The sequence below is a fragment of the Rhizobium sp. P1_E1 genome, assembly GCF_056406015.1.
In genome coordinates, this window is record NZ_JBFUAY010000096.1 from 1 (window position 1) to 21,623 (window position 21,623).

The 21,623-nt window shown below is 61.2% G+C and carries 18 protein-coding genes; 16 read left to right on the forward strand and 2 right to left on the reverse strand.

Going from position 1 to position 21,623, the window contains the following annotated elements:
• From AC1D1Z_RS24650 to exoR, 4 genes are all read left to right on the forward strand, one after another.
• A partial coding sequence (locus tag AC1D1Z_RS24650; RefSeq protein ID WP_477851828.1) for a valine--tRNA ligase occupies window positions 1-2,692 on the forward strand: 2,692 nt, incomplete at its 5' end.
• Between the two features lie 397 nt (window positions 2,693-3,089).
• On the forward strand, window positions 3,090-4,364 hold the full coding sequence (locus AC1D1Z_RS24655) for an OmpP1/FadL family transporter (protein ID WP_018241787.1): 1,275 nt from the start codon (window positions 3,090-3,092) through the stop codon (window positions 4,362-4,364).
• A 228-nt stretch (window positions 4,365-4,592) separates the two neighbouring features.
• A complete protein-coding gene (locus tag AC1D1Z_RS24660) occupies window positions 4,593-5,063 on the forward strand; it encodes a hypothetical protein (protein ID WP_026188368.1) in 471 nt (156 codons plus the stop codon).
• Window positions 5,064-5,082: 19 nt separating this feature from the next.
• Window positions 5,083-5,886: an exopolysaccharide production regulator ExoR gene (gene exoR / locus AC1D1Z_RS24665; protein ID WP_003558862.1), complete on the forward strand. Its 804-nt coding sequence runs from the start codon at window positions 5,083-5,085 to the stop codon at window positions 5,884-5,886.
• Between the two features lie 15 nt (window positions 5,887-5,901).
• Here exoR and xth read toward each other — a convergent pair whose 3' ends face one another.
• The gene (xth, locus tag AC1D1Z_RS24670; RefSeq protein ID WP_018241788.1) at window positions 5,902-6,693 is read right to left on the reverse strand and encodes an exodeoxyribonuclease III; all 792 of its coding nucleotides are present in this window, start codon (window positions 6,691-6,693) and stop codon (window positions 5,902-5,904) included.
• 228 nt (window positions 6,694-6,921) lie between these two features.
• Entirely contained in the window at window positions 6,922-7,254 is a 333-nt protein-coding gene (erpA, locus tag AC1D1Z_RS24675) for an iron-sulfur cluster insertion protein ErpA (RefSeq protein WP_018241789.1), read from the reverse strand.
• A 222-nt stretch (window positions 7,255-7,476) separates the two neighbouring features.
• Here erpA and AC1D1Z_RS24680 point away from each other — a divergent pair, with 222 nt between their 5' ends.
• From AC1D1Z_RS24680 to AC1D1Z_RS24735, 12 genes are all read left to right on the forward strand, one after another.
• Complete coding sequence (locus AC1D1Z_RS24680; protein WP_065277079.1) at window positions 7,477-8,694, forward strand: deoxyguanosinetriphosphate triphosphohydrolase; 1,218 nt, start codon at window positions 7,477-7,479, stop codon at window positions 8,692-8,694.
• 65 nt (window positions 8,695-8,759) lie between these two features.
• Window positions 8,760-10,517, forward strand: coding sequence for an arginine--tRNA ligase (gene argS, locus AC1D1Z_RS24685; RefSeq protein WP_028732043.1), 1,758 nt, complete (start codon window positions 8,760-8,762; stop codon window positions 10,515-10,517).
• Window positions 10,518-10,579: 62 nt separating this feature from the next.
• Window positions 10,580-13,876: an SPOR domain-containing protein gene (locus AC1D1Z_RS24690; protein ID WP_331841033.1), complete on the forward strand. Its 3,297-nt coding sequence runs from the start codon at window positions 10,580-10,582 to the stop codon at window positions 13,874-13,876.
• A 114-nt stretch (window positions 13,877-13,990) separates the two neighbouring features.
• The gene (nagZ, locus tag AC1D1Z_RS24695) at window positions 13,991-15,004 is read left to right on the forward strand and encodes a beta-N-acetylhexosaminidase (protein WP_477851832.1); all 1,014 of its coding nucleotides are present in this window, start codon (window positions 13,991-13,993) and stop codon (window positions 15,002-15,004) included.
• An 18-nt stretch (window positions 15,005-15,022) separates the two neighbouring features.
• Window positions 15,023-15,880, forward strand: coding sequence for a segregation and condensation protein A (locus AC1D1Z_RS24700; RefSeq protein WP_018241794.1), 858 nt, complete (start codon window positions 15,023-15,025; stop codon window positions 15,878-15,880).
• A complete protein-coding gene (gene scpB / locus AC1D1Z_RS24705) occupies window positions 15,877-16,593 on the forward strand; it encodes an SMC-Scp complex subunit ScpB (RefSeq protein ID WP_130652275.1) in 717 nt (238 codons plus the stop codon). The genes AC1D1Z_RS24700 and scpB overlap by 4 nt, the downstream gene beginning before the upstream one ends.
• Window positions 16,594-16,776: 183 nt before the next feature.
• Window positions 16,777-16,968: a twin-arginine translocase TatA/TatE family subunit gene (locus AC1D1Z_RS24710; RefSeq protein ID WP_003538990.1), complete on the forward strand. Its 192-nt coding sequence runs from the start codon at window positions 16,777-16,779 to the stop codon at window positions 16,966-16,968.
• Between the two features lie 51 nt (window positions 16,969-17,019).
• Window positions 17,020-17,631, forward strand: coding sequence for a Sec-independent protein translocase protein TatB (gene tatB / locus AC1D1Z_RS24715; protein WP_131647053.1), 612 nt, complete (start codon window positions 17,020-17,022; stop codon window positions 17,629-17,631).
• Window positions 17,628-18,455: a twin-arginine translocase subunit TatC gene (tatC, locus tag AC1D1Z_RS24720; protein ID WP_065277112.1), complete on the forward strand. Its 828-nt coding sequence runs from the start codon at window positions 17,628-17,630 to the stop codon at window positions 18,453-18,455. Before tatB ends, tatC begins: the two co-directional genes overlap by 4 nt.
• A 198-nt stretch (window positions 18,456-18,653) precedes the next feature.
• Window positions 18,654-19,937 carry a serine--tRNA ligase gene (gene serS, locus AC1D1Z_RS24725; RefSeq protein ID WP_018241798.1) on the forward strand — a complete coding sequence of 428 codons (1,284 nt, stop codon included), beginning with the start codon at window positions 18,654-18,656 and terminating at the stop codon, window positions 19,935-19,937.
• A gap of 4 nt (window positions 19,938-19,941) precedes the next feature.
• Window positions 19,942-20,715: a 5'/3'-nucleotidase SurE gene (surE, locus tag AC1D1Z_RS24730; protein ID WP_131647054.1), complete on the forward strand. Its 774-nt coding sequence runs from the start codon at window positions 19,942-19,944 to the stop codon at window positions 20,713-20,715.
• Entirely contained in the window at window positions 20,712-21,365 is a 654-nt protein-coding gene (locus tag AC1D1Z_RS24735) for a protein-L-isoaspartate(D-aspartate) O-methyltransferase (protein ID WP_018241800.1), read from the forward strand. The genes surE and AC1D1Z_RS24735 overlap by 4 nt, the downstream gene beginning before the upstream one ends.
• Window positions 21,366-21,623: the final 258 nt, after the last annotated feature.

Consider the following 21,623-nt stretch of genomic DNA (forward strand, 5'->3'; position numbering starts at 1 on the left):
GCACATGGGCCATGCGCTCAACAACACGCTGCAGGACATCCTGGTCCGCTTCGAGCGCATGCGCGGCAAGGACGTGCTCTGGCAGCCGGGCATGGACCACGCCGGCATCGCCACGCAGATGGTCGTCGAACGCAAGCTGATGGAACAGCAGCTGCCGGGCCGCCGCGACATGGGCCGTGAAGCCTTCATCGACAAGGTCTGGGAGTGGAAGGGTGAATCCGGCGGCCTGATCTTCAACCAGCTGAAGCGTCTGGGTGCGTCATGCGACTGGTCGCGCGAACGTTTCACCATGGACGAGGGCCTGTCGAAGGCCGTTCTCGAGGTTTTCGTCACGCTCTACAAGGAAGGGCTGATCTACAAGGACAAGCGCCTCGTCAACTGGGATCCGAAGCTGCTGACGGCTATCTCCGATCTTGAAGTCGAACAGCATGAGATCAAGGGCAATCTCTGGCATCTTCGCTATCCGCTCGAGCCGGGTGTCACCTACCAGTACCCGATCGCTTTCGACGAGGAAGGCAAGCCGACCGAATGGGAAACGCGCGACTATCTGGTCGTTGCCACCACGCGTCCTGAAACGATGCTGGGCGATACCGGTGTTGCCGTCAATCCGGAGGACGAGCGTTACAAGTCGATCATCGGCAAGCATGTCATCCTGCCGATCGTCGGCCGCCGCATTCCGGTCGTTGCTGACAGCTACGCCGATCCGACGGCCGGTAGCGGTGCCGTCAAGATCACGCCGGCGCATGACTTCAACGACTTTGACGTCGGCAAGCGGGCTGGCCTGCGCTCGATCAACATCCTGAATATCGACGGCACGATCACCATCAAGGACAATGAGGATTTCCTCGAAGGCCTCGACAATCCGGCGGCGCTGCATGGCGCCTGGGACCGCCTGGAAGGGCAGGACCGCTTCTATGCGCGCAAGGTCATTGTCGAGATTTTCGAAGAGGCCGACCTTCTCGACAAGATCGAACCGCACAAGCACATGGTACCGCACGGCGACCGCGGCGGCGTGCCGATCGAGCCGCGGCTGACCGAACAATGGTATGTCGACGCCAAGACGCTCGCCGAACCGGCGATCGCCTCGGTCCGCGAAGGTCGCACCAGGATGGTGCCGAAGAGCTGGGACAAGACCTATTACGAGTGGATGGAAAACATCCAGCCCTGGTGTGTCTCCCGTCAGCTCTGGTGGGGTCACCAGATTCCTGCCTGGTACGGCCCGGACGGCCAGGTCTTCGTCGAAAAGACCGAGGAAGAGGCGCTGCAGGCGGCGATCCAGCATTACCTCTCGCATGAGGGGCCGATGAAGGCCTATGTCGAGGACCTGCTCGAAAACTTCAAGCCGGGCGAGATCCTGACGCGTGACGAAGACGTGCTCGACACCTGGTTTTCCTCGGCACTCTGGCCTTTCTCGACGCTCGGCTGGCCGGACGAGACGCCGGAGCTGGTGCGTTATTACCCGACCAACGTTCTCGTCACCGGCTTCGACATCATCTTCTTCTGGGTTGCCCGCATGATGATGATGGGCCTGCACTTCATGAAGGACGAGGATGGCGAACCCGTTGAGCCCTTCCAGACCGTCTATGTCCACGCGCTGGTGCGCGACAAGAATGGGCAGAAGATGTCGAAATCAAAGGGCAACGTCATCGATCCCTTGGAACTGATCGACGAATACGGCGCCGACGCGCTGCGGTTCACCCTGGCGATCATGGCGGCGCAGGGCCGCGACGTAAAGCTCGATCCGGCCCGCATCGCCGGCTACCGCAATTTCGGCACCAAGCTCTGGAACGCCACGCGCTTCGCCGAAATGAACGGGGCAAAGAGCGACCCGCATTTCGTACCCGAGGCGGCCGAGCTTACCATCAACCGCTGGATCCTGACGGAACTTGCCCGTACGGAACGTGACGTTACGGAAGCGCTGGAAGCCTTCCGCTTCAACGATGCCGCCGGCGCGCTCTATCGCTTCGTCTGGAACGAGGTCYGCGACTGGTATCTCGAACTGTTGAAGCCGGTCTTCAATGGAGAAGACGAGGGCGCCAAGGCGGAAGCCCAGGCCTGCAGCGCTTATATTCTCGAAGAGATCTACAAGCTGCTGCATCCCTTCATGCCCTTCATGACCGAAGAGCTTTGGGCCCATACGGCAGGCGAAGGCAAAGAGCGCGACACATTGGTCTGCCATGCCGAATGGCCCGCGCCGTCCTATGCCGACGACGGGGCGGCCGACGAGATCAACTGGCTGATCGACCTCGTCTCCGGCATCCGCTCGGTGCGCGCTGAAATGAACGTCCCGCCGTCGGCGACAGCCCCGCTCGTCGTCGTCAAGGCCAACAACCTGACGCGTGAACGGCTGTTCCGCCACGACGCCGCCATCAAGCGCCTTGCACGCGTCGAGGCGATATCGCTGGCTGACGATGCGCCCAAGGGTGCTGCTCAGATCGTCGTCGCTGAAGCGACCATCTGCCTGCCGCTCGGCAAGCTGATCGACCTTTCCGCCGAAAAGGCCCGTCTCGAAAAGGCGATTGCCAAGATGGAAGGCGAGATCTCCCGCATCGACGGCAAGCTCTCCAACCAGAAGTTCGTCGCCAACGCCAATCCCGAAGTGGTCGAGGCCGAGCGCGATCGTCTCGAGGAACTGAAGGGGCAGATCGCAAGCCTGAGGACCGCTCTTTCCAGGGTGAGCGAAGCCGGGTAAGTTTCACGGACCCATTTTGGTAAGTTATTTCAAAGACGCGCCCTCCGCGGGCGCGTCTTTTTTGTTGTGATTCGTCCGGTTCGCGCGTGAAACGGCGCCTTTTCAGCACTTCATCCTGTGGATTGCTCCCATGCGAACCTCCAGCGGGCGAAAACTGCCACTGTTGTCGGATTGATACAGCTTCTGCAATGTTTGGAATGAAAACCCAAAAGTCCACCTGAAATTCGATAGGTCTGGAATAAAATTTTATTAACCAGGTTTTTTGACGTGTCCGTCAATTTCTTTACGTAAGTTAGCCGCTGCATTGCCTGGGAGCGCTGCCGTGGGGCGCGTTGCCATATCACGCGAACACTTACTAGAGTGGGGTCACATCAATTGCTGGAGTGGGGGAGACACAATGGCATCTCGTAGGTTTTCCAAGGGCATAACATCGCTCGTTCTTCTTTCGTCGCTTGCATCGCCGTCCTTCGCCGGCGGTCTGGAGCGCGGCGGATACAATATCGACCTTCTCTTCGACAATTCGAGGTTCGCCGTCCAATCCGGCGCGACCTATGTCATGCCGCAGCGCAAGCTGAAAAACGTCAAGGACACCGATCCCACCGATGGCCTCGGYACGAACGGCATTGGCGGAGGCTCGACCACGGCTGATGATACTGAGGATTACTGGATCCCCTATCTCGGGGTGAAGGTCGGTTTCGGCGACTCCATCGACTGTATGGGCGATTTTTCGACACCCTTCGGCGCACACACCAATCCCGGCGCCGACTGGCTGGGTGTCAACGACAACATCGAAACCAAGATCAGCACCCGCAACTACGGCGCCACCTGCTCCTATCGTTTCGATATGGGCCCCGGCCAGCTTCGCCTGATCGGCGGCGGGTTCTATCAGACGGTCGATGGTTTCAAGACACGCCTCGTCGCGCCGATCACAGGGGCGGCCGCGCTGGTCTATGACGGCACTGGCCGTCTGGATCTTGCCGACCAGGCCATGGGATGGCGGGCGGGCATCGCCTACGAAATCGAGGAATATGCCTTCCGCGCCAGCCTGGTCTACAACAGCAAGGTCAAGTATGACGATCTCACCGGCACGGTCGACCTGACCGAGGTGCCGAAGGCCGCCAATCCTGCCAATCCCTACCTTGGCGTCGTGACGCCGGTCTATGGTTCGGCTGAGGCGCCGGATTCCGTCGAACTCAAGCTGCAGAGCGGCATTGCGCCCGACTGGCTCGCCTTCGGTTCGGTCAAGTGGACGAACTGGAGCGTGCTGCAGTCGATCGCCTTCTGCCCGAAGGCCACCAAAGGCGTCGTCGCTTGCTCCGCCAGCAGCCAGCTCACCTCGCTCGATCTCTTCTATCGCGACGGCTGGACGATCAGCGGTGGCGTCGGCCACAAGTTCAACGAGCAATGGGCCGGCGCCCTCAGCCTGACCTGGGATCGCGGCACGAGCCAGGGCTACGGCGCCCAGACCGACACATGGACGCTCGGTGCAGGTGTCTCCTATACGCCGGTGGAGAATGTCGAGTGGCGTCTGGCCGGCGCGCTCGGCATCATGACCGGCGGAGAATCCGGCACCTACGTGTATAATGGCCGGACCTACGGCAACGACGTCTCCTATTCCTTCGGCGACGATCTGCTGGCGGCCCTTTCCACCAGCGTAAAGGTCAAGTTCTGATCTTGCTGCCCAAGTAGAAGTCTTCAAGCCCGGCAGTTCGCCGGGCTTTTCTTTGGGCGTTGGCAAGACAAATCGACGTTCCAATTTGTGACGATTCAGCAACACATTTTTACGACGTTTGGCGTATGGTGGCGGCAGGGCGAATTTGTCCATTTCCCGCCACAAAGAGGGCGCAGCGCTATTCGCAGGCGAGGAGATGGCAGGCGTACGGTGCGTGTAAATAGTAGCATGGGTCGATTTTTTTCCGGGTACATCAGATCGTAYGGCGCGATTGGCGACATTCGTTCGATTGCGGTCGTTTCGCTTTCCGAACAAGGCAGTTCCGGCCGCCAATCCGGCCTCGCGATGAAGTCGTCGATCCGTTCATTGTCGCTGTTTTCGACCCGCTCGGATGAGCAGCCCGGCTTTGCCGAAAATGTCGATACCGGTTTCGTCACATTTACTGTTTACGAATGCGATAAAGGCGGGAAGGCGAATACCGCACCTACCGAAAGAGTGCCACGGAGATTGCAGTCGAGCCATGCCGGGAGCCGGGTGGTTCTGAAGGATGGACTGAGAATATCGCCTTTGAGAAAAGGCCAGTGGGCTGGATGCGACGCGGGTAAAGGAGCCATGGAGCTCGCCGCGGGATCGCTCGCCTCGAAGAAATACATCCGCGGGATGCACGGTGCGAGCGCCGTTGCCGCCTGCCTGAGATGAGCGAAAGAAATCGGTTGAAATGGTGACGTCCGAGTTCAAACTGTTCAAATTCATGCTGATGGGCATGTCGATAGCCGTAGCGCTGGCGCTGTCCGGTCCGTGCCGCGCATTCGACATCAAAGGTGGCGTCAGCAAGGAATCCGGACCCTTCGATCTCTTCAAGTTCGGCTTCAAAGCCTATAAGAACGGCCAGAAGGAAGAAGCGGTCGAAGCCTATAAATACGCCGCCGAAAAGGGCCACACCGGTTCGCGCTGGGCGCTCGCCAACATGTATGCCGATGGTGACGGTGTTACGCAGGACGATTTCGAAGCCTTCAAGATCTACAGCGAGATTGCCCAGCAGGGCGTCGAACCCGGCTCGGAAGATACGGGCTTCTTCGTCAACGCGCTGCTCTCGCTCGCCAGCTATTACAAGCATGGCATTGCCGGCAGTCCGGTCAGGATCGACCTCAGCCAGGCGCGCCAGCTTTATTTTCAGGTGGCTTCCACCTTTGGCGTCCCCGAGGCGCAGTTCCAGCTGGCGCAGATGATGCTGGCCGGCGAGGGCGGCAATGCCAGCCCGCAGCAGGCGAAGAAGTGGCTGAACCAGGCCCGCAAGAGCGGCCATCCCGGCGCCATGGCGGTCTTCGGCAATATTCTGTTCGATGAAGGCCAGACGGCCCGCGGTCTGGCGCTGATGACGGCAGCGCTCGACCGCTGCAAGCCCAAGGACTGCAGCTGGATGGAAGCGCTGCAGGAGCAGGCCTTCTCGGTTGCGAACGAGGCCGACCGCCGCACGGCGGTATCCCTCTCGCACACCATCGCGAGCGGTTCCGACGACTAAGCGCCGATTGGACGCTCAGCCCGCGAAATCGAAATAAGCGATGACAGGCACGTGGTCGGACGGCTTTTCCCAGGCCCGCACATGTTTTTCGATCGCAGCCGATGTCATCCGGTCGGCGGCTTCCGGTGACAACAGCAGATGGTCGATACGGATGCCGTTGTTCTTCGGCCAGGCGCCGGCCTGATAATCCCAGAAGGAATAGAACTGCGTCGCATCCGTCGTCGCGCGCACGGCATCCGTCAGCCCGAGATTTTCGAGCTTGCGGAACGCCTCCCGCGTCTGCGGCAGAAACAGTGCATCGTTTTCCCAGACCTTGGGATCGAAGCAGTCGTGCGGTTCCGGGATGACATTGTAATCGCCGGCAAGAACCAGCATGTCTTCATAGGCCAACCGTTCGGCTGCAAACGTCCGCAGACGCTCCATCCAGGCGAGCTTGTAGGGATATTTCTCCGTTTCGACAGGATTGCCGTTCGGCAGGTAGATGCAGCAGACGCGCAGGATGCGCGTGTCGGACAGCGTGAACGCCGCTTCGAGGAAACGCGCCTGTTCGTCCAGCGGATCGCCGGGCAGGCCGCGGTTGACTTCGAAAGGTGTACTCTTGGAGAGGATCGCGACGCCGTTGAAGCCCTTCTGGCCGTGCGTTTCGACATGATAGCCGAGCGCCTCGATCTCCAGCCGCGGGAAACCCTCGTCGACCGTCTTGATCTCCTGCAGGCAGACGATATCCGGATCGGAATCCTTGAGCCATTGCGTGAGATTGTCGATGCGCGCCTTGACGCCGTTGATGTTCCAGGTCGCGATCTTCATGGCTCTGTCCCGTTCCGCATTATGCATGTCGCCCAGAAGTGTGCAGCGGTTCTGGGATAACGACAGGCACAAAAAACAAAGAGCTAAAGCGCACCGCATGAATCAGCGTCGATGCAGCGCGCTTTAGTGCGCTTCTTTTATCGTGGTCTTTCACCGGCGGACAAGACGATAAACCGGCCGGAAGAGATTCTTCGGCCGGTTTGATGGGGAGTCCGTGCGTTTAGACGTTCAGATCGAGAAACTGGTGCCACAGCCGCAGCTTGCCACCGCATTCGGGTTCTTGATCTGGAAGGATTGGCCAAGCAGATTGTCGACGAAGTCGATCTCCGAGCCCGCCATGTAGACGAGAGAAAGGCTGTCGATCAGCACCTTGGCATCGTTCTTTTCGACGATGATGTCGTCGTCGTCAGCCCTGTCGGCAAGATCGAACTTGTAGGAAAACCCCGAACAGCCGCCGCCTTCGACGGAAACGCGCAACGCGCTCTTGCCGGCTTCGGCGCCGACGATCGCAGCGATACGCTTTGCTGCGGCATCTGAAAGGGTTACACTTGTATCCGTCATGTTTCCTCCTGCCGGGGTCAAGATCCGGAGAGAATGGGTTTTGGCACTTGAATGTTCAAATGCCTGATATCAAAGAAACTTACCATAATCTTCGCGAAAAGGCGATGATGCGCCGAAGCGGTTAAGAAAGCGCCTCTTTGCCGTTTCATCGACCTATAGGTATGAAGAGCGATAAGCGGCGTCAATGGGCAGATGCGGCAACATGCAGGATGACGGTGAAGAATGACGATCGATACGCGTGCTTTGGGTTTCGGCAGCAGTGAAAGGGCGGTCTATGCGGCCGACCCCTGGACGACGCGCGGACGGCTCTATCAGGAGGACGGCAGCCCGACACGCTCCGATTTCCAGCGCGACCGCGACCGCATCGTTCACACCACTGCCTTCCGCAGGCTGAAGCACAAAACCCAGGTCTTCATCGCCCAGGACGGCGATCACTACCGCACCCGGCTGACGCACACGATCGAGGTGGCGCAGATCGCCCGCGCGCTCGCCCGTGCCTTGAAACTCGACGAGGATCTGGCCGAGGGCGTGGCGCTCGTGCACGATTTCGGCCACACGCCGTTCGGTCATACCGGCGAGGACGCGTTGCACGAGGTGCTGCTGCCCTATGGCGGCTTCGACCACAATGCCCAATCGCTGCGCATCGTGACCAAGCTGGAGAGGCGTTATGCTGAATTCGACGGCATCAACCTGACATGGGAAAGCCTCGAAGGTCTCGTCAAGCACAATGGTCCGCTTCTGACGCCTGAGGGAGTCGGCACGCGGGGCCCCGTTCCGCAGCCGATCCTCGATTATTGCGAGCTGCACGATCTCGAGCTTGCAACCTATGCCAGCCTCGAGGCCCAGGTTGCGGCGATCGCCGACGACATTGCCTATAATACCCATGATATCGACGACGGCCTACGCTCCGGCTATCTGACTTTCGACATGCTGGAGGAAATCCCGTTTCTTGCCGCGCTGATGGCCGAGGTGCGGGAGCGATATCCGCATCTGGAGGCCAGCCGCTTCACCCATGAGATCATGCGCCGTCAGATTACCCGCATGGTGGAAGACGTGATCGGCGTCGCGCAACAACGCCTGTCGCTCTTGCGCCCTGAAAGCGCAGCCGACATCCGCGGTGCCGGCCAGGTTGTCGCCAGCTTTTCCGAGGGAATGGCCGAGACCGACAAGCAGATCAAGGCGATGCTCTTCAAACGCATCTACCGCAATCCGGATATCATGCGCATCCGTGCCGGCGCCGCCCAGATCGTCACCGATCTCTTTGCCGCCTACATGGCCAATCCGAAGGAGATGCAAAGCCATTACTGGGTCGATCATATCGCCGGCCTGTCCGATGCGCCGAAGGCTCGCCATGTCGGCGATTATCTGGCCGGCATGACCGACACCTATGCCATCAGCGCCCACAGGCGGTTGTTTGACCACACTCCGGATTTGCGATAGGCAGCGGTCGCCCACGCCGAGGGCCGATTTGAGCCTTTGGCACAGCCTATGCATGGAAGAGTGCGATGAACCTTTTTACCGACTTCGAAGCCAGGATCAAAACCGCCCTTGAACAGATCGATCTGGTCAGGGATAAGCGATCCGAGCTCGATTTCGGCCGCATCACCGTCGAGCCGCCGCGTGACGCGAGCCATGGCGATGTGGCGACCAATGCCGCGATGGTGCTGGCAAAACCGCTCGGAACCAACCCGCGCGCGCTGGCCGACGTCATCATCGCCAAGCTCAAGGAGGATGCCGACGTCGCCGACGTCTCGGTCGCGGGTCCCGGCTTCATTAACATCCGTCTCGCCGTCGGCTACTGGCAGCGGCTGCTCGCCTCGATGATCGGCGCCGGCACCGATTACGGCCGCTCGACGCTCGGCAAGGGCAAGAAGGTCAACGTCGAATATGTCTCGGCCAATCCGACCGGTCCCATGCATGTCGGCCATTGCCGTGGCGCCGTCGTCGGCGACGCGCTCGCCAACCTGCTGGCTTTTGCCGGTTACGGCGTCGAGAAGGAATATTACATCAACGATGCCGGCTCGCAGATCGACGTGCTCGCCCGTTCCGTCTTCCTGCGCTATCGCGAAGCGCTCGGCGAAAAGATCGGCGAAATCCCCTCGGGTCTCTATCCCGGCGACTATCTCGTGCCTGTCGGTCAGTCGCTTGCCGCCGATTACGGCGTGCGTCTGCACAACATGCCGGAAGACCAATGGATGCCGATCGTCAAGGATCGCACCATCGATGCGATGATGGTGATGATCCGCGACGATCTGGCGTCGCTGAACGTCCATCACGACGTCTTCTTCTCCGAGCGAACCCTGCATGCCAATGGTGCGGCCGCGATCCGCACGGCGATCAACGATCTGACCTTCAAGGGTTACGTCTACAAGGGAACGCTACCGCCGCCGAAGGGTCAGCTTCCCGAGGATTGGGAAGATCGCGAACAGACACTGTTCCGCTCGACCGAGGTGGGCGACGATATCGACCGGCCGCTGATCAAGTCGGATGGCTCCTACACCTATTTCGCCGCCGACGTCGCTTACTTCAAGAACAAGTTCGACCGTGGTTTCGACGAGATGATCTACGTGCTTGGCGCCGACCATGGCGGTTACGTCAAGCGCCTGGAAGCGGTTGCACGCGGCGTTTCGGACGGTAAGGCGAAGCTGACGGTGCTGCTCTGCCAGCTCGTCAAGCTCTATCGCAACGGCGAGCCGGTGAAGATGTCGAAACGCTCGGGCGATTTCGTCACGCTTCGGGACGTCGTCGAAGAAGTCGGTCGTGATTCGGTCCGGTTCATGATGCTTTATCGCAAGAATTCCGAACCGCTCGACTTCGATTTCGCCAAAGTGACGGAACAATCGAAAGATAATCCAGTCTTCTACGTGCAATACGCGCATGCTCGCTGCATGTCGGTCTTCCGGCAGGCGAGGGAGGCTTTTGCCGACCTCGATGTTTCGCCCGAGAATCTCGCGCAAACCGTTGCAGGCATTGGCGATCCGGCCGAATTGCAGCTCGTCGCCAAGCTTGCTGAATTCCCGCGTATCGTCGATGCGGCGGCCCAGTCGCAGGAGCCACATCGCGTCGCTTTTTACCTCTACGACCTCGCCAGTTCCTTCCACGCGCACTGGAACAAAGGTAAAGATCAGCCAGAATTACGATTTGTTAATGATAAAAACCGAGAATCAAGTATTGCCAGACTTGGGCTGGTGTACGCCGTCGCGTCGGTTTTGAAGTCGGGACTCGCCATTACAGGCACTGCCGCACCGGACGAAATGCGATAACGTCACCATTTCCCCACAATGCGCTGGCATTTGAGCGTTGGCGTTTGCGAGTGGGAATAGGCATGGCTGATAAACAACTTGCGTATGATACGCGCGGAAAAAACGATCTGTTTGCCGACGATGATCCGTTGGCTGAACTTGCCCGGATCGTCGGCTTCGAGCCGCGTGTTGCAGCGAATACGGTGACTGAGACCGCACGCCGCGAGCCCGCCCTCGATCTCGAAGACGAGCTTGGGCGCGAGTTCGACCGCTACGATTCGCCACGTCCGCTAGCGGAGCTCGACCGGCCCGCCGAGCCGATCTCTGATGATGTCACTCCTGAAGATTACGTCGAGCCCGTTCTCGACGCTTCTCCCGCCGCCGAACGTGCGGAGGCTCCTGAGCCGGTTTCCGTCGCCCCCGTCGAGGCTGAAGAAGGCGAGGCTGAAGAAGAAGTAGCTTTGCCCGCCGCAGGGAATGAGGACGCATCTGCCGCCGACTGGGCGGAGCAGCTTTCCCCCGAGCCCGAGGCATCGTTGCAATCGGCCTTCGGCGGTGCGCGCGACCTGATCGAGGAGCTTGAGCTGTCGATCGGCGCAGCACCCGTTTCTTCGCTGCCGCAGCCCGCCAAGGCGCCGCAATGGTCGGCCGCCAGCATCAGGCTGCCGCTTGCCAATTTCCATGCACCGAAGCGCGAGGAACAGGTTGTTTTGCCGGAGCCTGTGGCCGAAACGGTCGCAACACCGGTTGCTGAGGCACCGTCCGCCGATCTTCCTGTGGTCGAACCGCAACCTGTCATCGAGCCGCCGGCGACCGTCGCCGCTATCGAGCCTTCCGAGGAATTCGAATCCGCTTCACCGTCGCTTGGCTTCCCCGCCGAGCTCGATCGCCATGATGAGGTGATCGCATCGGAAGAGACCGCCGAGGCCGAAGAATTCGTCGAGATCGAGGAAGAGCTGCAGGATTTCGGGTCCGATGCCGGTTTCGATCTCATCGCCGCCGCCGTCGAAGGCGAGATCCAGGCCGATGCCGCGCTGACCGAGGTCGTGCCTGATGTTCCGCACACCGCTGGCACGTTCGATCTTGACGATCTGCTCGCCGACGTCTCGCGTTATCCGGTGCCGCAACGTGCCAATCCGACGCCCGTCTCGCCGCAGCCCGCATCGATCGAGGCAGCGCCCGTTTCTGCTGCTCCCATGGCCGCCGCACCTGTCGAGCCCAAGGTGATCGCGCCCGCACCGCTCGCCGCAGCACCCGTCCAGCCTGCTCCGATCGAACCGGCTCCGGTCTATGCTTCCGAAGCCGCAAGGCCGATCGCGCCGCAGCTTGCCGAGGTCGTTGTGCCCCAGCCTGCCGCAACGGCATATTCGCGGGCGCCGCAGCCGGTGCCGGAAGCCGACGACCCCTTCGCCGGCCATGATTTCGAGCTGGATCTTGCCGGCATCGAGCTGGAACTCGCCGACCTCGATTTCTCCGAGACGTCCGAGCCATCGCCGCAGCCAGAGCCGCCTGCACCTGCTCCCCAGCCAACCGCTGCCGTCGCTACGCCTCGGCCCGCGCCTGTTTTTGCGCCAGAGCCGCCAGCTCCTGCTTTCCAGCCGGCCGCTCCCGCCCCTGTACGGTCCGCTCCAGCCTTCGTTCCCGAGCCGCAGGCTCCAGCTCCGGCTCCGGCTTTCAACTGGGCGGCTGCCTCCGACTCGACCGAAGACCTGCCATTCGATCCGGCGATGATCTCCGATCCGGAGGATCGTCCCGAGACCGTCGACGACATGCACGTGCCGACGCTGCCGCCGGTCGAGCAGCCCGCGCCGGTCGCGAAAACTGCTGATTTCGATTTCGATCTCGACGCGGAGATCGCCAGCTTCTTTGAACCGGCCAAGCCGCGGCAAACGCCGACGCCAGTCCGGGATACGGCTGCGGCCGCGGCAACGCCGGTCAAGCCCACCATCGCCGATGGCCTCGATGATTTCGAACGGGCGCTGGAGGAGGATTTCCGCCGCAGCGTGCGCGAGCCGGTCGAGCGCCGCGAGACCTCCGAGGTTCGTATCGAGTCGGCAAGCCAGGCCGCTGATTTCAGCCGCGCCCGGTCGATGCGCCGGCTGCTTGCCGGGGCCGTCGTGCTCGTGGTCTTCGCCGGCGTCGCTTATGGTGTCTATTCCTCCGTCTGGAACGGCGAGGGGCTCGGCATTGTCGCGTCCGGCGAGCCGCGCGTGATCACCGCCGACAAGGAGCCGGTCAAGGTCGTTCCGGAAAATCCTGGCGGCAAGACCGTGCCGAACCAGGATAAGGCCGTTTACGACCGTGTTGCGGGTTCTGCCGAAGAGCCGAAGCAGAAGGCGCTCGTTTCTTCCGACGAGGCGCCCGTCGATGTTGTCCAGCGCACGCTGACACCGGAAGCGCTGCCTGAAGACGACGAGAACGCCAACGCTGACGATCAGGTCACGCCGACTGCGGTCGGTGAGACGGAGGATCCGCGTCTGTTGCCGAACCAGGACAATGCAGACAACGCTTCGGCAAGCGACGCCGACAAGACGCCGTCCGTTTCGCCACGCAAGGTCCGCACGATGATCGTCAAGCCTGACGGTACGTTGGTTGCCCGCGAGGAGCCGGCGCCCGTCGATCAGCCGATGCCGTCTGCCCAGCCGACGCAGTCTGCTCAGGCGACACAGTCTGCCCAGGCGACACAGTCTGCCCAGGCGACGCCGTCTGCCCAGCCGACACCGCCGGCTCAGCCGCCGTTGACGGCCCAGTCGACCCCGTCCGCGCAATCGACCTCGCCCGTGCCTCCAGTCGGCGGAACGGCCGCAAGCTTCCCGGCAAGCGCCGAGGTTGCTTCCGCCGATGCGCGTTCTGCAGCCCCTGTCGAAACTGCGCCGGCACAGCCGCCGCTCGCCGGCAGTGCTGATGCGCAGGCCGCAAATCCCGCTCCGGCCGCTCCGCCGGTGCGCCCGGTCAAGACCTCGGCGATTGCCGATACCGCGCCGATTCCGACCGCGCGTCCGGCCGACCAGCCCGTCAACGTCGTCGGCACCGTCACCGAGAAGGGCAATGTCCGGCCGCCCGCACAGCAGCCGAAGACGACTGAGGTCGCGGCCGCAGCTCCAGTCGCCGCAAAGCCACAGCAGGCCGCATCCGCCGGCGGCTACGGCATCCAGATCGCCTCGCTGCCTTCGGAAGACGAGGCGACCAAATCCTATGCCAACCTGTCGAAGAAATTCGCCAGCGTGCTTGGCGGCCGCAGTCATGAGATCCGCAGGGCCGATATCGCCGGCAAGGGTACTTTCTACCGTGTCCGCATTCCGGCCGGTTCCAAGGACGAGGCCGCAGCGCTCTGCGAACAGTATCGCGCGGCGGGCGGAAGCTGCCTGATCTCCAAGTAGATCGGTTTTTTGAACAGAATATAGGAGCGGCGGGCCGGATCGGCCCGCCGCTCTTTTTTGTGCATCAGGCCGGACCTTGCTCGCATTTGGCCGGGCGCCGTCTATGATTMGGATATGACCGAATCAAAAGCGATGATCCTTGGCTGCAGCGGCCTTTCCCTCACATCCGAAGAGAAAGCCTTTTATCGGGGCGAACGGCCCTGGGGCTTCATCCTCTTCGGGCGCAACATCTCCGAAGCACGGCAGATCACCGATCTCGTCGCCGAACTGCGCGACAGTGTCGGCTGGCATGCACCGGTGCTAATCGACCAGGAGGGCGGCCGCGTCCAGCGCATCCGCCCACCCGTTCTAGCGCGTTATCCTTCCGGCCAGACGCTCGGCGATCTCTATCGCCGCGATCGTATGCTCGGCCTGCGCGCCGCCTGGTTGATGTCGCGGCTGCACGCCTTCGACCTTTCGAGCCTCGGCATCGATGTCGATTGCCTGCCGGTGCTCGATGTGCCTGTCGAGGGCAGCAGCAACGTTATCGGTGACCGCGCCTATGGCGGCGATCCTGAAACCGTCATCGCGATGGGAAGGGCGGTTGYCGCAGGGCTGAAGGCCGGCGGCCTATTGCCTGTGATGAAGCATATGCCCGGCCACGGTCGCGGCTTTGCGGATTCACATCTGGAGCTGCCTGTCGTCACCGTCTCGCGCGATGAGCTGGAACTCCATGATTTCCCGCCCTTTGTCGCGATGAAGGACGAGTTGATGGCCATGACCTGTCATGTCGTTTTCGCCGCCATCGACCCGGACAATCCGGCGACGACCTCGCGCAAGGTGATCGACGGCATCATCCGCGAACACATCGGCTTTAACGGTCTGCTGCTCTCCGACGACAGCTCGATGAACGCTCTTTCCGGCACGATCGGTGAACGCGCGGCGAATATCATTGCAGGCGGATGCGATATCGTGCTGCATTGCAACGGCAATATGGACGAGATGCTAGATGTCGTGGCAAATGTTCCGCCGCTCGCCGGCATATCGCTTGCCCGCGCAAAAGCGGTGGAAGCAGGCTTCGCGGCGCCGGATACATCAGATGAAGCGGAATTGAGGGCGGAATTCGAGGCGATGTTTGCGACGGTCTGATCGTAAGGGAGTAGCTAGGTGAGCACGGTCAAGGGCACGGAACGTCCGCAGGCGGCGACGCCGATGGACAAGTTGTGGCAGGATAATGGTGCGGAGCGCGCTAGCCACGAGCCGGCGCTGGTGATCGACGTCGCCGGCTTCGAAGGCCCGCTCGACCTGTTGCTCTATCTCGCCCGAAACCAGAAGGTCGACTTGTCGCGCATTTCGGTGCTGGCGCTCGCCGAGCAATACCTGCTGTTCATCGAAAGCGCCCGGCGTATCCGCATTGAGCTTGCCGCCGACTATCTCGTCATGGCAGCCTGGCTTGCCTATCTCAAGTCGAAGCTGCTCATTCCCCAGCAGGTCAAGGATGACGGCCCTTCCGGCGAGGAGCTGGCGGCAACACTCGCCTTCCGCCTGAAACGTCTCGAAGCCATGCGGCAGGCGGCAGACGGCCTCGTCAACCGCAACCGCCTCGGCCGCGATATCTTCGTGCGTGGCGCCCCCGAGCATATTCCCGACCGGCAGCAGTCCGCTTACGCGGCAAGCCTCTACGATCTCCTGACCGCCTATGCGGCGCTGCGCCAGCGCCATGCCGTCACTCAGGTGACAATCGAGCGGCGCACCGTCTGGTCGCTGACCGATGCCCGCGAACTGCTGACCCAGATGATCGGCGAGATCGGTGACTGGACGGCGATGGAACATTATCTGCTGCGTTATCTCGCAGCGCCTGAAGAACGCGTCACGGCAATCGCCAGCGCCTTTGCCGCCTCGCTGGAGCTGGTGCGCGAGGGCAAGCTCGAAATCCGCCAGGACGGCGCCTTTCAGCCGATATACATGCGCCGCGGTCCGAAACATGCCACGCTGCAGGTGGTGGAACAGGAGCGGCCGGTTTGATCGACCTGAGGGGCGAAGAAGATTTCGAAGGCAATTTCGAAGGCAGGGGCCGCGACCTGCAGGCCGAGATCGAGGCCGAGCGCATCGCCGAGGCGCTGGTCTTCGCCTCCTCGCAGCCGGTCTCCGAAGGCTTCCTCGCGGAGCGCCTGCCCGAGAAGACCGACGTGCATGCGATCATGCTGCGCCTGAAGGAGCAATATGCGCCGCGGGGCGTCAATCTTGTGCAGGTCGAAGGCGCCTGGGCCTTCCGCACCGCCGCCGACTTGTCCTTCGTCATCCGCCGTGATGACAATGAGGTGAAGAAGCTTTCGCGCGCCGCACTGGAAGTGCTGGCGATCATCGCCTATCATCAGCCGGTGACCCGTGCGGAAATCGAAGATATCCGCGGCGTCCAGACCTCGCGCGGCACGCTTGACGTGCTGATGGAGGCGGGCTGGGTGCGCTTCCGCGGCCGCCGGCGCACACCGGGCCGGCCGGTGACATTGGGCACGACACGCGATTTCCTCGACCATTTCGGACTCGAAGAGCTGCGTGACCTGCCCGGTCTCGAAGAGTTGAAGGGAGCGGGCTTGCTGTCGGGCCGCATTCCGGCGAACTTCAATATTCCCTCGCCGTTGATGAACGACGAACTGACCGAGGACGAAGACCCGATCACCCAGATGGACCTCGAGGAACTGGGGTTGCTGGCACCGCGTGGCACCCCTGAAGATTGAGGGGCTTGCGTCTTGCTTTTGCCATGCATGGCGAAAACAATGGTGGCCACCACTTTTCGATGGGTCGATGGCTTGTCACAAAGGGCGATACCGTGACATTAAGCTCAATCCAAAGGGCTTGATGTTGGAAACGATGTTGGAAATCCTTACATCGTGGGAACATAGAAACAGGGAGTTAGCGTAATGGGTTCTTTTAGCATGTGGCACTGGCTGATCGTTCTGGTCATCGTGCTGTTGTTGTTCGGTCGCGGCAAGATTCCGGAACTAATGGGCGACGTTGCCAAGGGCATCAAGAGCTTCAAGAAGGGCATGACGGACGAAGACGCGCCGGATACGGCAAAAACCGTCGATCACAAGGCCGACGAAACGAAGTAACCAAGTCCGGGAAAAAGCGCAGCCCCCGCGCTTCCCGTCCAGGAGCCTTGCATGTTCGATATTGGCTGGACCGAGCTTTTGGTCATCGCGGTCGTACTGATCGTGGTTGTCGGTCCCAAGGATTTGCCGCCGATGCTGCGCGCTTTCGGCAAGATGACGCAGCGCGCCCGCAAGGTCGCGGGCGAATTCCGTGCGCAGTTCGATGAAGCGTTGCGCGAAGCGGAACTTGACGATGTCCGCCAGACGATCAGCGACGCCCAGAAACTCAACCCGGTCAACAGCCTGCGCGAGGCGATGAATCCGCTTCGCCAGATGGGCAACGAGATCAAGGCCGACCTGCAGAAGTCGACCACGGTCACGGAGAACAAGACCGAGGTGCCGCCCGATGCTGTTGCAGCCCCGACGCCGTCGATGAGCTTGCCGGAAACGCCGCCATTGGTRGCGACACCTGCGCCGTCGGAACAGGTCGCAGCAGCGATCGTGCAGGCTGATACGGTTGCCGCCAAGTCGAAGGCCGTGCGCAAGCCGCGCGTTAAGACTGCCGACAAGGTCGATGCTGCGGCCGCCGTTGCCGTGCCTGTGGAAAAACCGAAACGCACGACGGCAGCCAGGAAGCCTGCAACGCCGAAGAAGCCGGCGCAGACGAAGAAGGACGAGGCATGAGCGGTGACATCGAAGACAAGCCGCAGCCGTTGATCGAGCACCTGATGGAGCTGCGCACGCGGCTGATGTGGTCGATCGGCGCGTTTTTCGTCGCCTTCATCGCATGCTTCTTTTTTGCCAAGCATCTCTTCAACTATCTGGTCATACCCTACAAGACAGCCGTCGTGTGGGCGCATCTCGACGTCGAGAAAGCCCAGCTCATCTACACCGCGCCGCAGGAATTCTTCTTCACCCAGGTCAAGGTGGCGATGTTCGGCGGCCTTGTGGTCGCGTTCCCGATCATTGCCGCCCAGGTCTACAAGTTCGTGGCGCCGGGTCTCTACAAGAACGAGCGCCAGGCTTTCCTGCCGTTCCTGATTGCCTCGCCGGTCCTGTTCCTGATGGGCGGCGCGCTCGTCTATTTCTTCTTCACGCCGATGGTCATGTGGTTCTTCCTGTCGATGCAGCAGGCGCCAGGTCATGACGAGATAGCAATCTCGCTGATGCCGAAGGTCTCGGAATATCTGAGCCTGATCATGACGCTGGTCTTCTCCTTCGGCCTCGTCTTCCAGCTTCCCGTCGTCACCACGCTGCTTGCCCGTGTCGGTCTTCTGACGTCGCAATGGCTCGCCGAAAAGCGCAAGTTTGCTATCGTCCTCGCCTTTGTCGTCGCCGCCGTGCTGACGCCGCCGGATCCGATGTCCCAGATCGGCCTTGCGATACCGACGATCCTTCTCTACGAGATTTCCATCTATGCGGCGCGACTCGTGGAGCGCCAGCGTGCCCGGCAGGCGGTCGAAAAGGAAACCGGATCCGCAGACGTTGCCAAGACGGACAGCGTCTGAGCTGCGATCTGGAAATCCCCTCATGAACGCCGTCGACTGCATGATCCTTAAATCGCAATCGGTTTAGGGAATTGTGTAGCAATTCAAAGTGTTACAGTCCTTTGCGCGTCTGAGAAGACACGGCGGTGCTGTGACATCCGGTCGAGGCCCGATCAGGCTTTGGCCGGGCCACCTCTGTTGCAACGACCTGGAACGACGATGCTCGATATCAAATGGATCCGTGAGAATCCCGAAGCGCTCGATGCCGCCCTTGCCAAGCGCGGCGCGGAGCCTCTGGCCCAAAGCCTTGTCGCCCTCGATGAAAAGCGCCGCTCCGCCGTCCAAAGGGCGCAGGACTTGCTGTCCCGCCGCAACCTCGCCTCCAAGGAAATTGGCGCGGCGATGGCCCAGAAGAATAGCGAGCTTGCCGAGAAGCTGAAGGCCGAGGTGTCTGAACTGAAGACCCTGCTGCCGGCGATCGAGGAAGAGGACCGGCAACTGACGGCCGAACTCAACGACGCCCTCTCGCGCATCCCGAACATACCTTTCGACGACGTACCGGTCGGCAAGGACGAGCATGACAATGTCGTCACCCGCACCGTCGGCGAAAAGCCGCGCTGGAACCACGCACCGAAGGAGCACTTCGAAATCGGCGAAGCGCTCGGCTATATGGACTTCGAGCGCGCCGCCAAGCTCTCCGGCTCGCGCTTCACAGTTCTGACCGGGCCGCTCGCCAAGCTTGAGCGGGCACTCGGCCAGTTCATGATCGATCTCCACACCAGCGAGCACGGCTATACCGAAGTTAGTTCGCCGCTGATGGTGCGTGACGAGGCCGTTTATGGCACCGCCCAGCTGCCGAAATTCGCCGAGGATCTCTTCAGGACGACGGACGGCCGCTGGCTGATCCCGACGGCCGAAGTGACGCTGACCAATCTGGTGCGCGAAGAAATCCTCGATCAGGAAAAGCTGCCGCTCCGCTTTACCGCGTTGACGCCGTCCTTCCGCTCGGAAGCGGGCTCCGCCGGCCGCGACACGCGCGGCATGCTGCGCCAGCATCAGTTCTGGAAATGCGAGCTTGTGTCGATCACCGATGCCGAGAGCGCCGTTGCCGAGCATGAACGCATGACCGCCTGCGCCGAGGAAGTGCTGAAGCGCCTAGGCCTGCATTTCCGCACCATGACGCTTTGCACCGGCGATATGGGCTTCGGCTCGCGCAAAACTTACGATCTCGAAGTCTGGCTGCCGGGGCAGAATGCCTTCCGTGAAATCTCCTCCTGCTCGGTCTGCGGCGATTTTCAGGGCCGCCGAATGAATGCGCGCTACCGCGGCAAGGAAGACAAGAGCAACCGGTTCGTCCACACGCTGAACGGTTCCGGCACGGCCGTCGGCCGCTGCCTGATCGCTGTCCTTGAAAATTATCTGAACGAGGACGGTTCCGTCACGATTCCGGACGTTTTGCTGCCCTATATGGGCGGATTGACCAAGATCGAACGGGCGGCCTGAGGCGATGCGCATCCTGCTTACGAATGACGACGGCATTCACGCCGAAGGCCTTGCAGCGCTGGAGCGGATCGCGCGGACGCTGTCCGACGATGTCTGGATCGTCGCGCCCGAGACCGACCAGAGCGGCCTTGCCCATTCGCTGAGCCTCTCCGAACCGTTGCGGCTGCGCAAGATTTCCGACAAGCATTTCGCCCTGCGCGGCACGCCGACCGATTGCGTCATCATGGGCATCAGGCAGGTAATGGACATCAAGCCGGATCTGGTCCTGTCCGGCGTCAATTCAGGCTCGAACGTTGCCGACGATGTGACCTATTCCGGCACGATCGCCGGCGCCATCGAAGGCACCATGCAGGGCGTGCGCTCGTTTGCGCTGAGCCAGGCCTATCTCTATGAGGACGGCGCACGCATCGTGCCCTGGGAGGTCTGCGAGACGCATGCGCCGGCTCTTCTGGAAAAGCTGATGGTCCTGGACCTGCCGGAGGGTACGTTCCTCAATCTCAACTTCCCGAACTGCCGTCGCGACGAAGTCAATGGCGCCGAGGTGACCATGCAGGGCAAGCTCGCCTTCAATCTGCAGGTCGACGCCCGCTCCGACGGCCGGGGCTTTCCTTACTACTGGCTGAAGTTTGGCGAACGCGCCGGCGCATTCGTCGAGGGCACCGATATTCACGCCCTGAAGCATAACAAGATTTCGGTAACGCCTTTGAAACTGGATCTGACCGATTATTCCGTGACGGACCGCGTGGCGCGGGCCCTGGGATACGGAGCACAAGTTTGACGGCAAGACTGGCGGAGAAGGAGGGCTTTGCTGCGCTCGTCCTCAGATTGCGTGCCGAAGGCATCTCCGACCTCGATCTGCTGACGGCGGTCGAGCAGACGCAGCGCTCACTGTTTGTGCCGCCGCAATATGCCGACGACGCCTATTCAAGCCGGACGATCCCGATCGAGTGCGGCTCCTTTCTCGAAGGCATCGATTTTGCCGTCCGCATCCTGCATCACCTGAAGCTCAAGCCCGGCCAGCGCGTCCTGGAGATCGGCACCGGAAGCGGCTTTACCGCTGCCGTCATGGGCCGCATGGCCGAGCGTGTCCTGTCCATCGACCGCTACAAGACGCTGACAACGGCAGCGCAGCGGCGCATGGAATCGCTTGGTCTGCGCAGCGTCATCATTCGCCATGCCGACGGCAGTGCCGGCATGCAGGGCGAGGGCACCTTCGACCGCATCCTGGTGACTGCGGCCTTCAACGCGATGCCGCGCTTTTATACCGACCAGCTCGTTTCCGGTGGCTCGATGATCGCGCCGCTCATGATTTCCGAGAACGAGTGTCGCATGGTGCGGCTGACGAAAACCGGCAGCCGTTTCGAACGCGAGGAACTGTTCGAAGCACCCTATCTGCCGATCGTTCCGCGCCTTGCCTCGCTGTTGTAGGGCCTCGCTGCCCTAGGCGTAGATGTTTTCCGGACGGATCGGCATGAAATCTGAATATGCATCACAATCGGAAAAGCTGCTCGCAGTTTTCGGCATTATGCTCTGCGCACTACGATTTTTCACCCGTAAGCCTATGGTTATCAACTTCTCAAAAATATCGCACTGATTCCAGCATCTTAACCGCGTGGTAATACTAACGCGTTTTAATAGACTCACAAATGGTTGCGTTCTCAGTGGGTCGAGTCATGCGTTTCAGTC

Excerpts from the sequence above, each read along its gene's own strand:
- tatC (WP_065277112.1), top strand. The coding sequence starts at position 17,628 with ATGAGCGGTGACATCGAAGACAAGCCGCAGCCGTTGATCGAGCACCTG.
- surE (WP_131647054.1), top strand. The coding sequence starts at position 19,942 with ATGCGCATCCTGCTTACGAATGACGACGGCATTCACGCCGAAGGCCTT.
- erpA (WP_018241789.1), bottom strand. The coding sequence starts at position 7,254 with ATGACGGATACAAGTGTAACCCTTTCAGATGCCGCAGCAAAGCGTATC.
- xth (WP_018241788.1), bottom strand. The coding sequence starts at position 6,693 with ATGAAGATCGCGACCTGGAACATCAACGGCGTCAAGGCGCGCATCGAC.
- AC1D1Z_RS24690 (WP_331841033.1), top strand. The coding sequence starts at position 10,580 with ATGGCTGATAAACAACTTGCGTATGATACGCGCGGAAAAAACGATCTG.
- exoR (WP_003558862.1), top strand. The coding sequence starts at position 5,083 with ATGGTGACGTCCGAGTTCAAACTGTTCAAATTCATGCTGATGGGCATG.
- argS (WP_028732043.1), top strand. The coding sequence starts at position 8,760 with ATGAACCTTTTTACCGACTTCGAAGCCAGGATCAAAACCGCCCTTGAA.
- serS (WP_018241798.1), top strand. The coding sequence starts at position 18,654 with ATGCTCGATATCAAATGGATCCGTGAGAATCCCGAAGCGCTCGATGCC.
- AC1D1Z_RS24680 (WP_065277079.1), top strand. The coding sequence starts at position 7,477 with ATGACGATCGATACGCGTGCTTTGGGTTTCGGCAGCAGTGAAAGGGCG.
- AC1D1Z_RS24710 (WP_003538990.1), top strand. The coding sequence starts at position 16,777 with ATGGGTTCTTTTAGCATGTGGCACTGGCTGATCGTTCTGGTCATCGTG.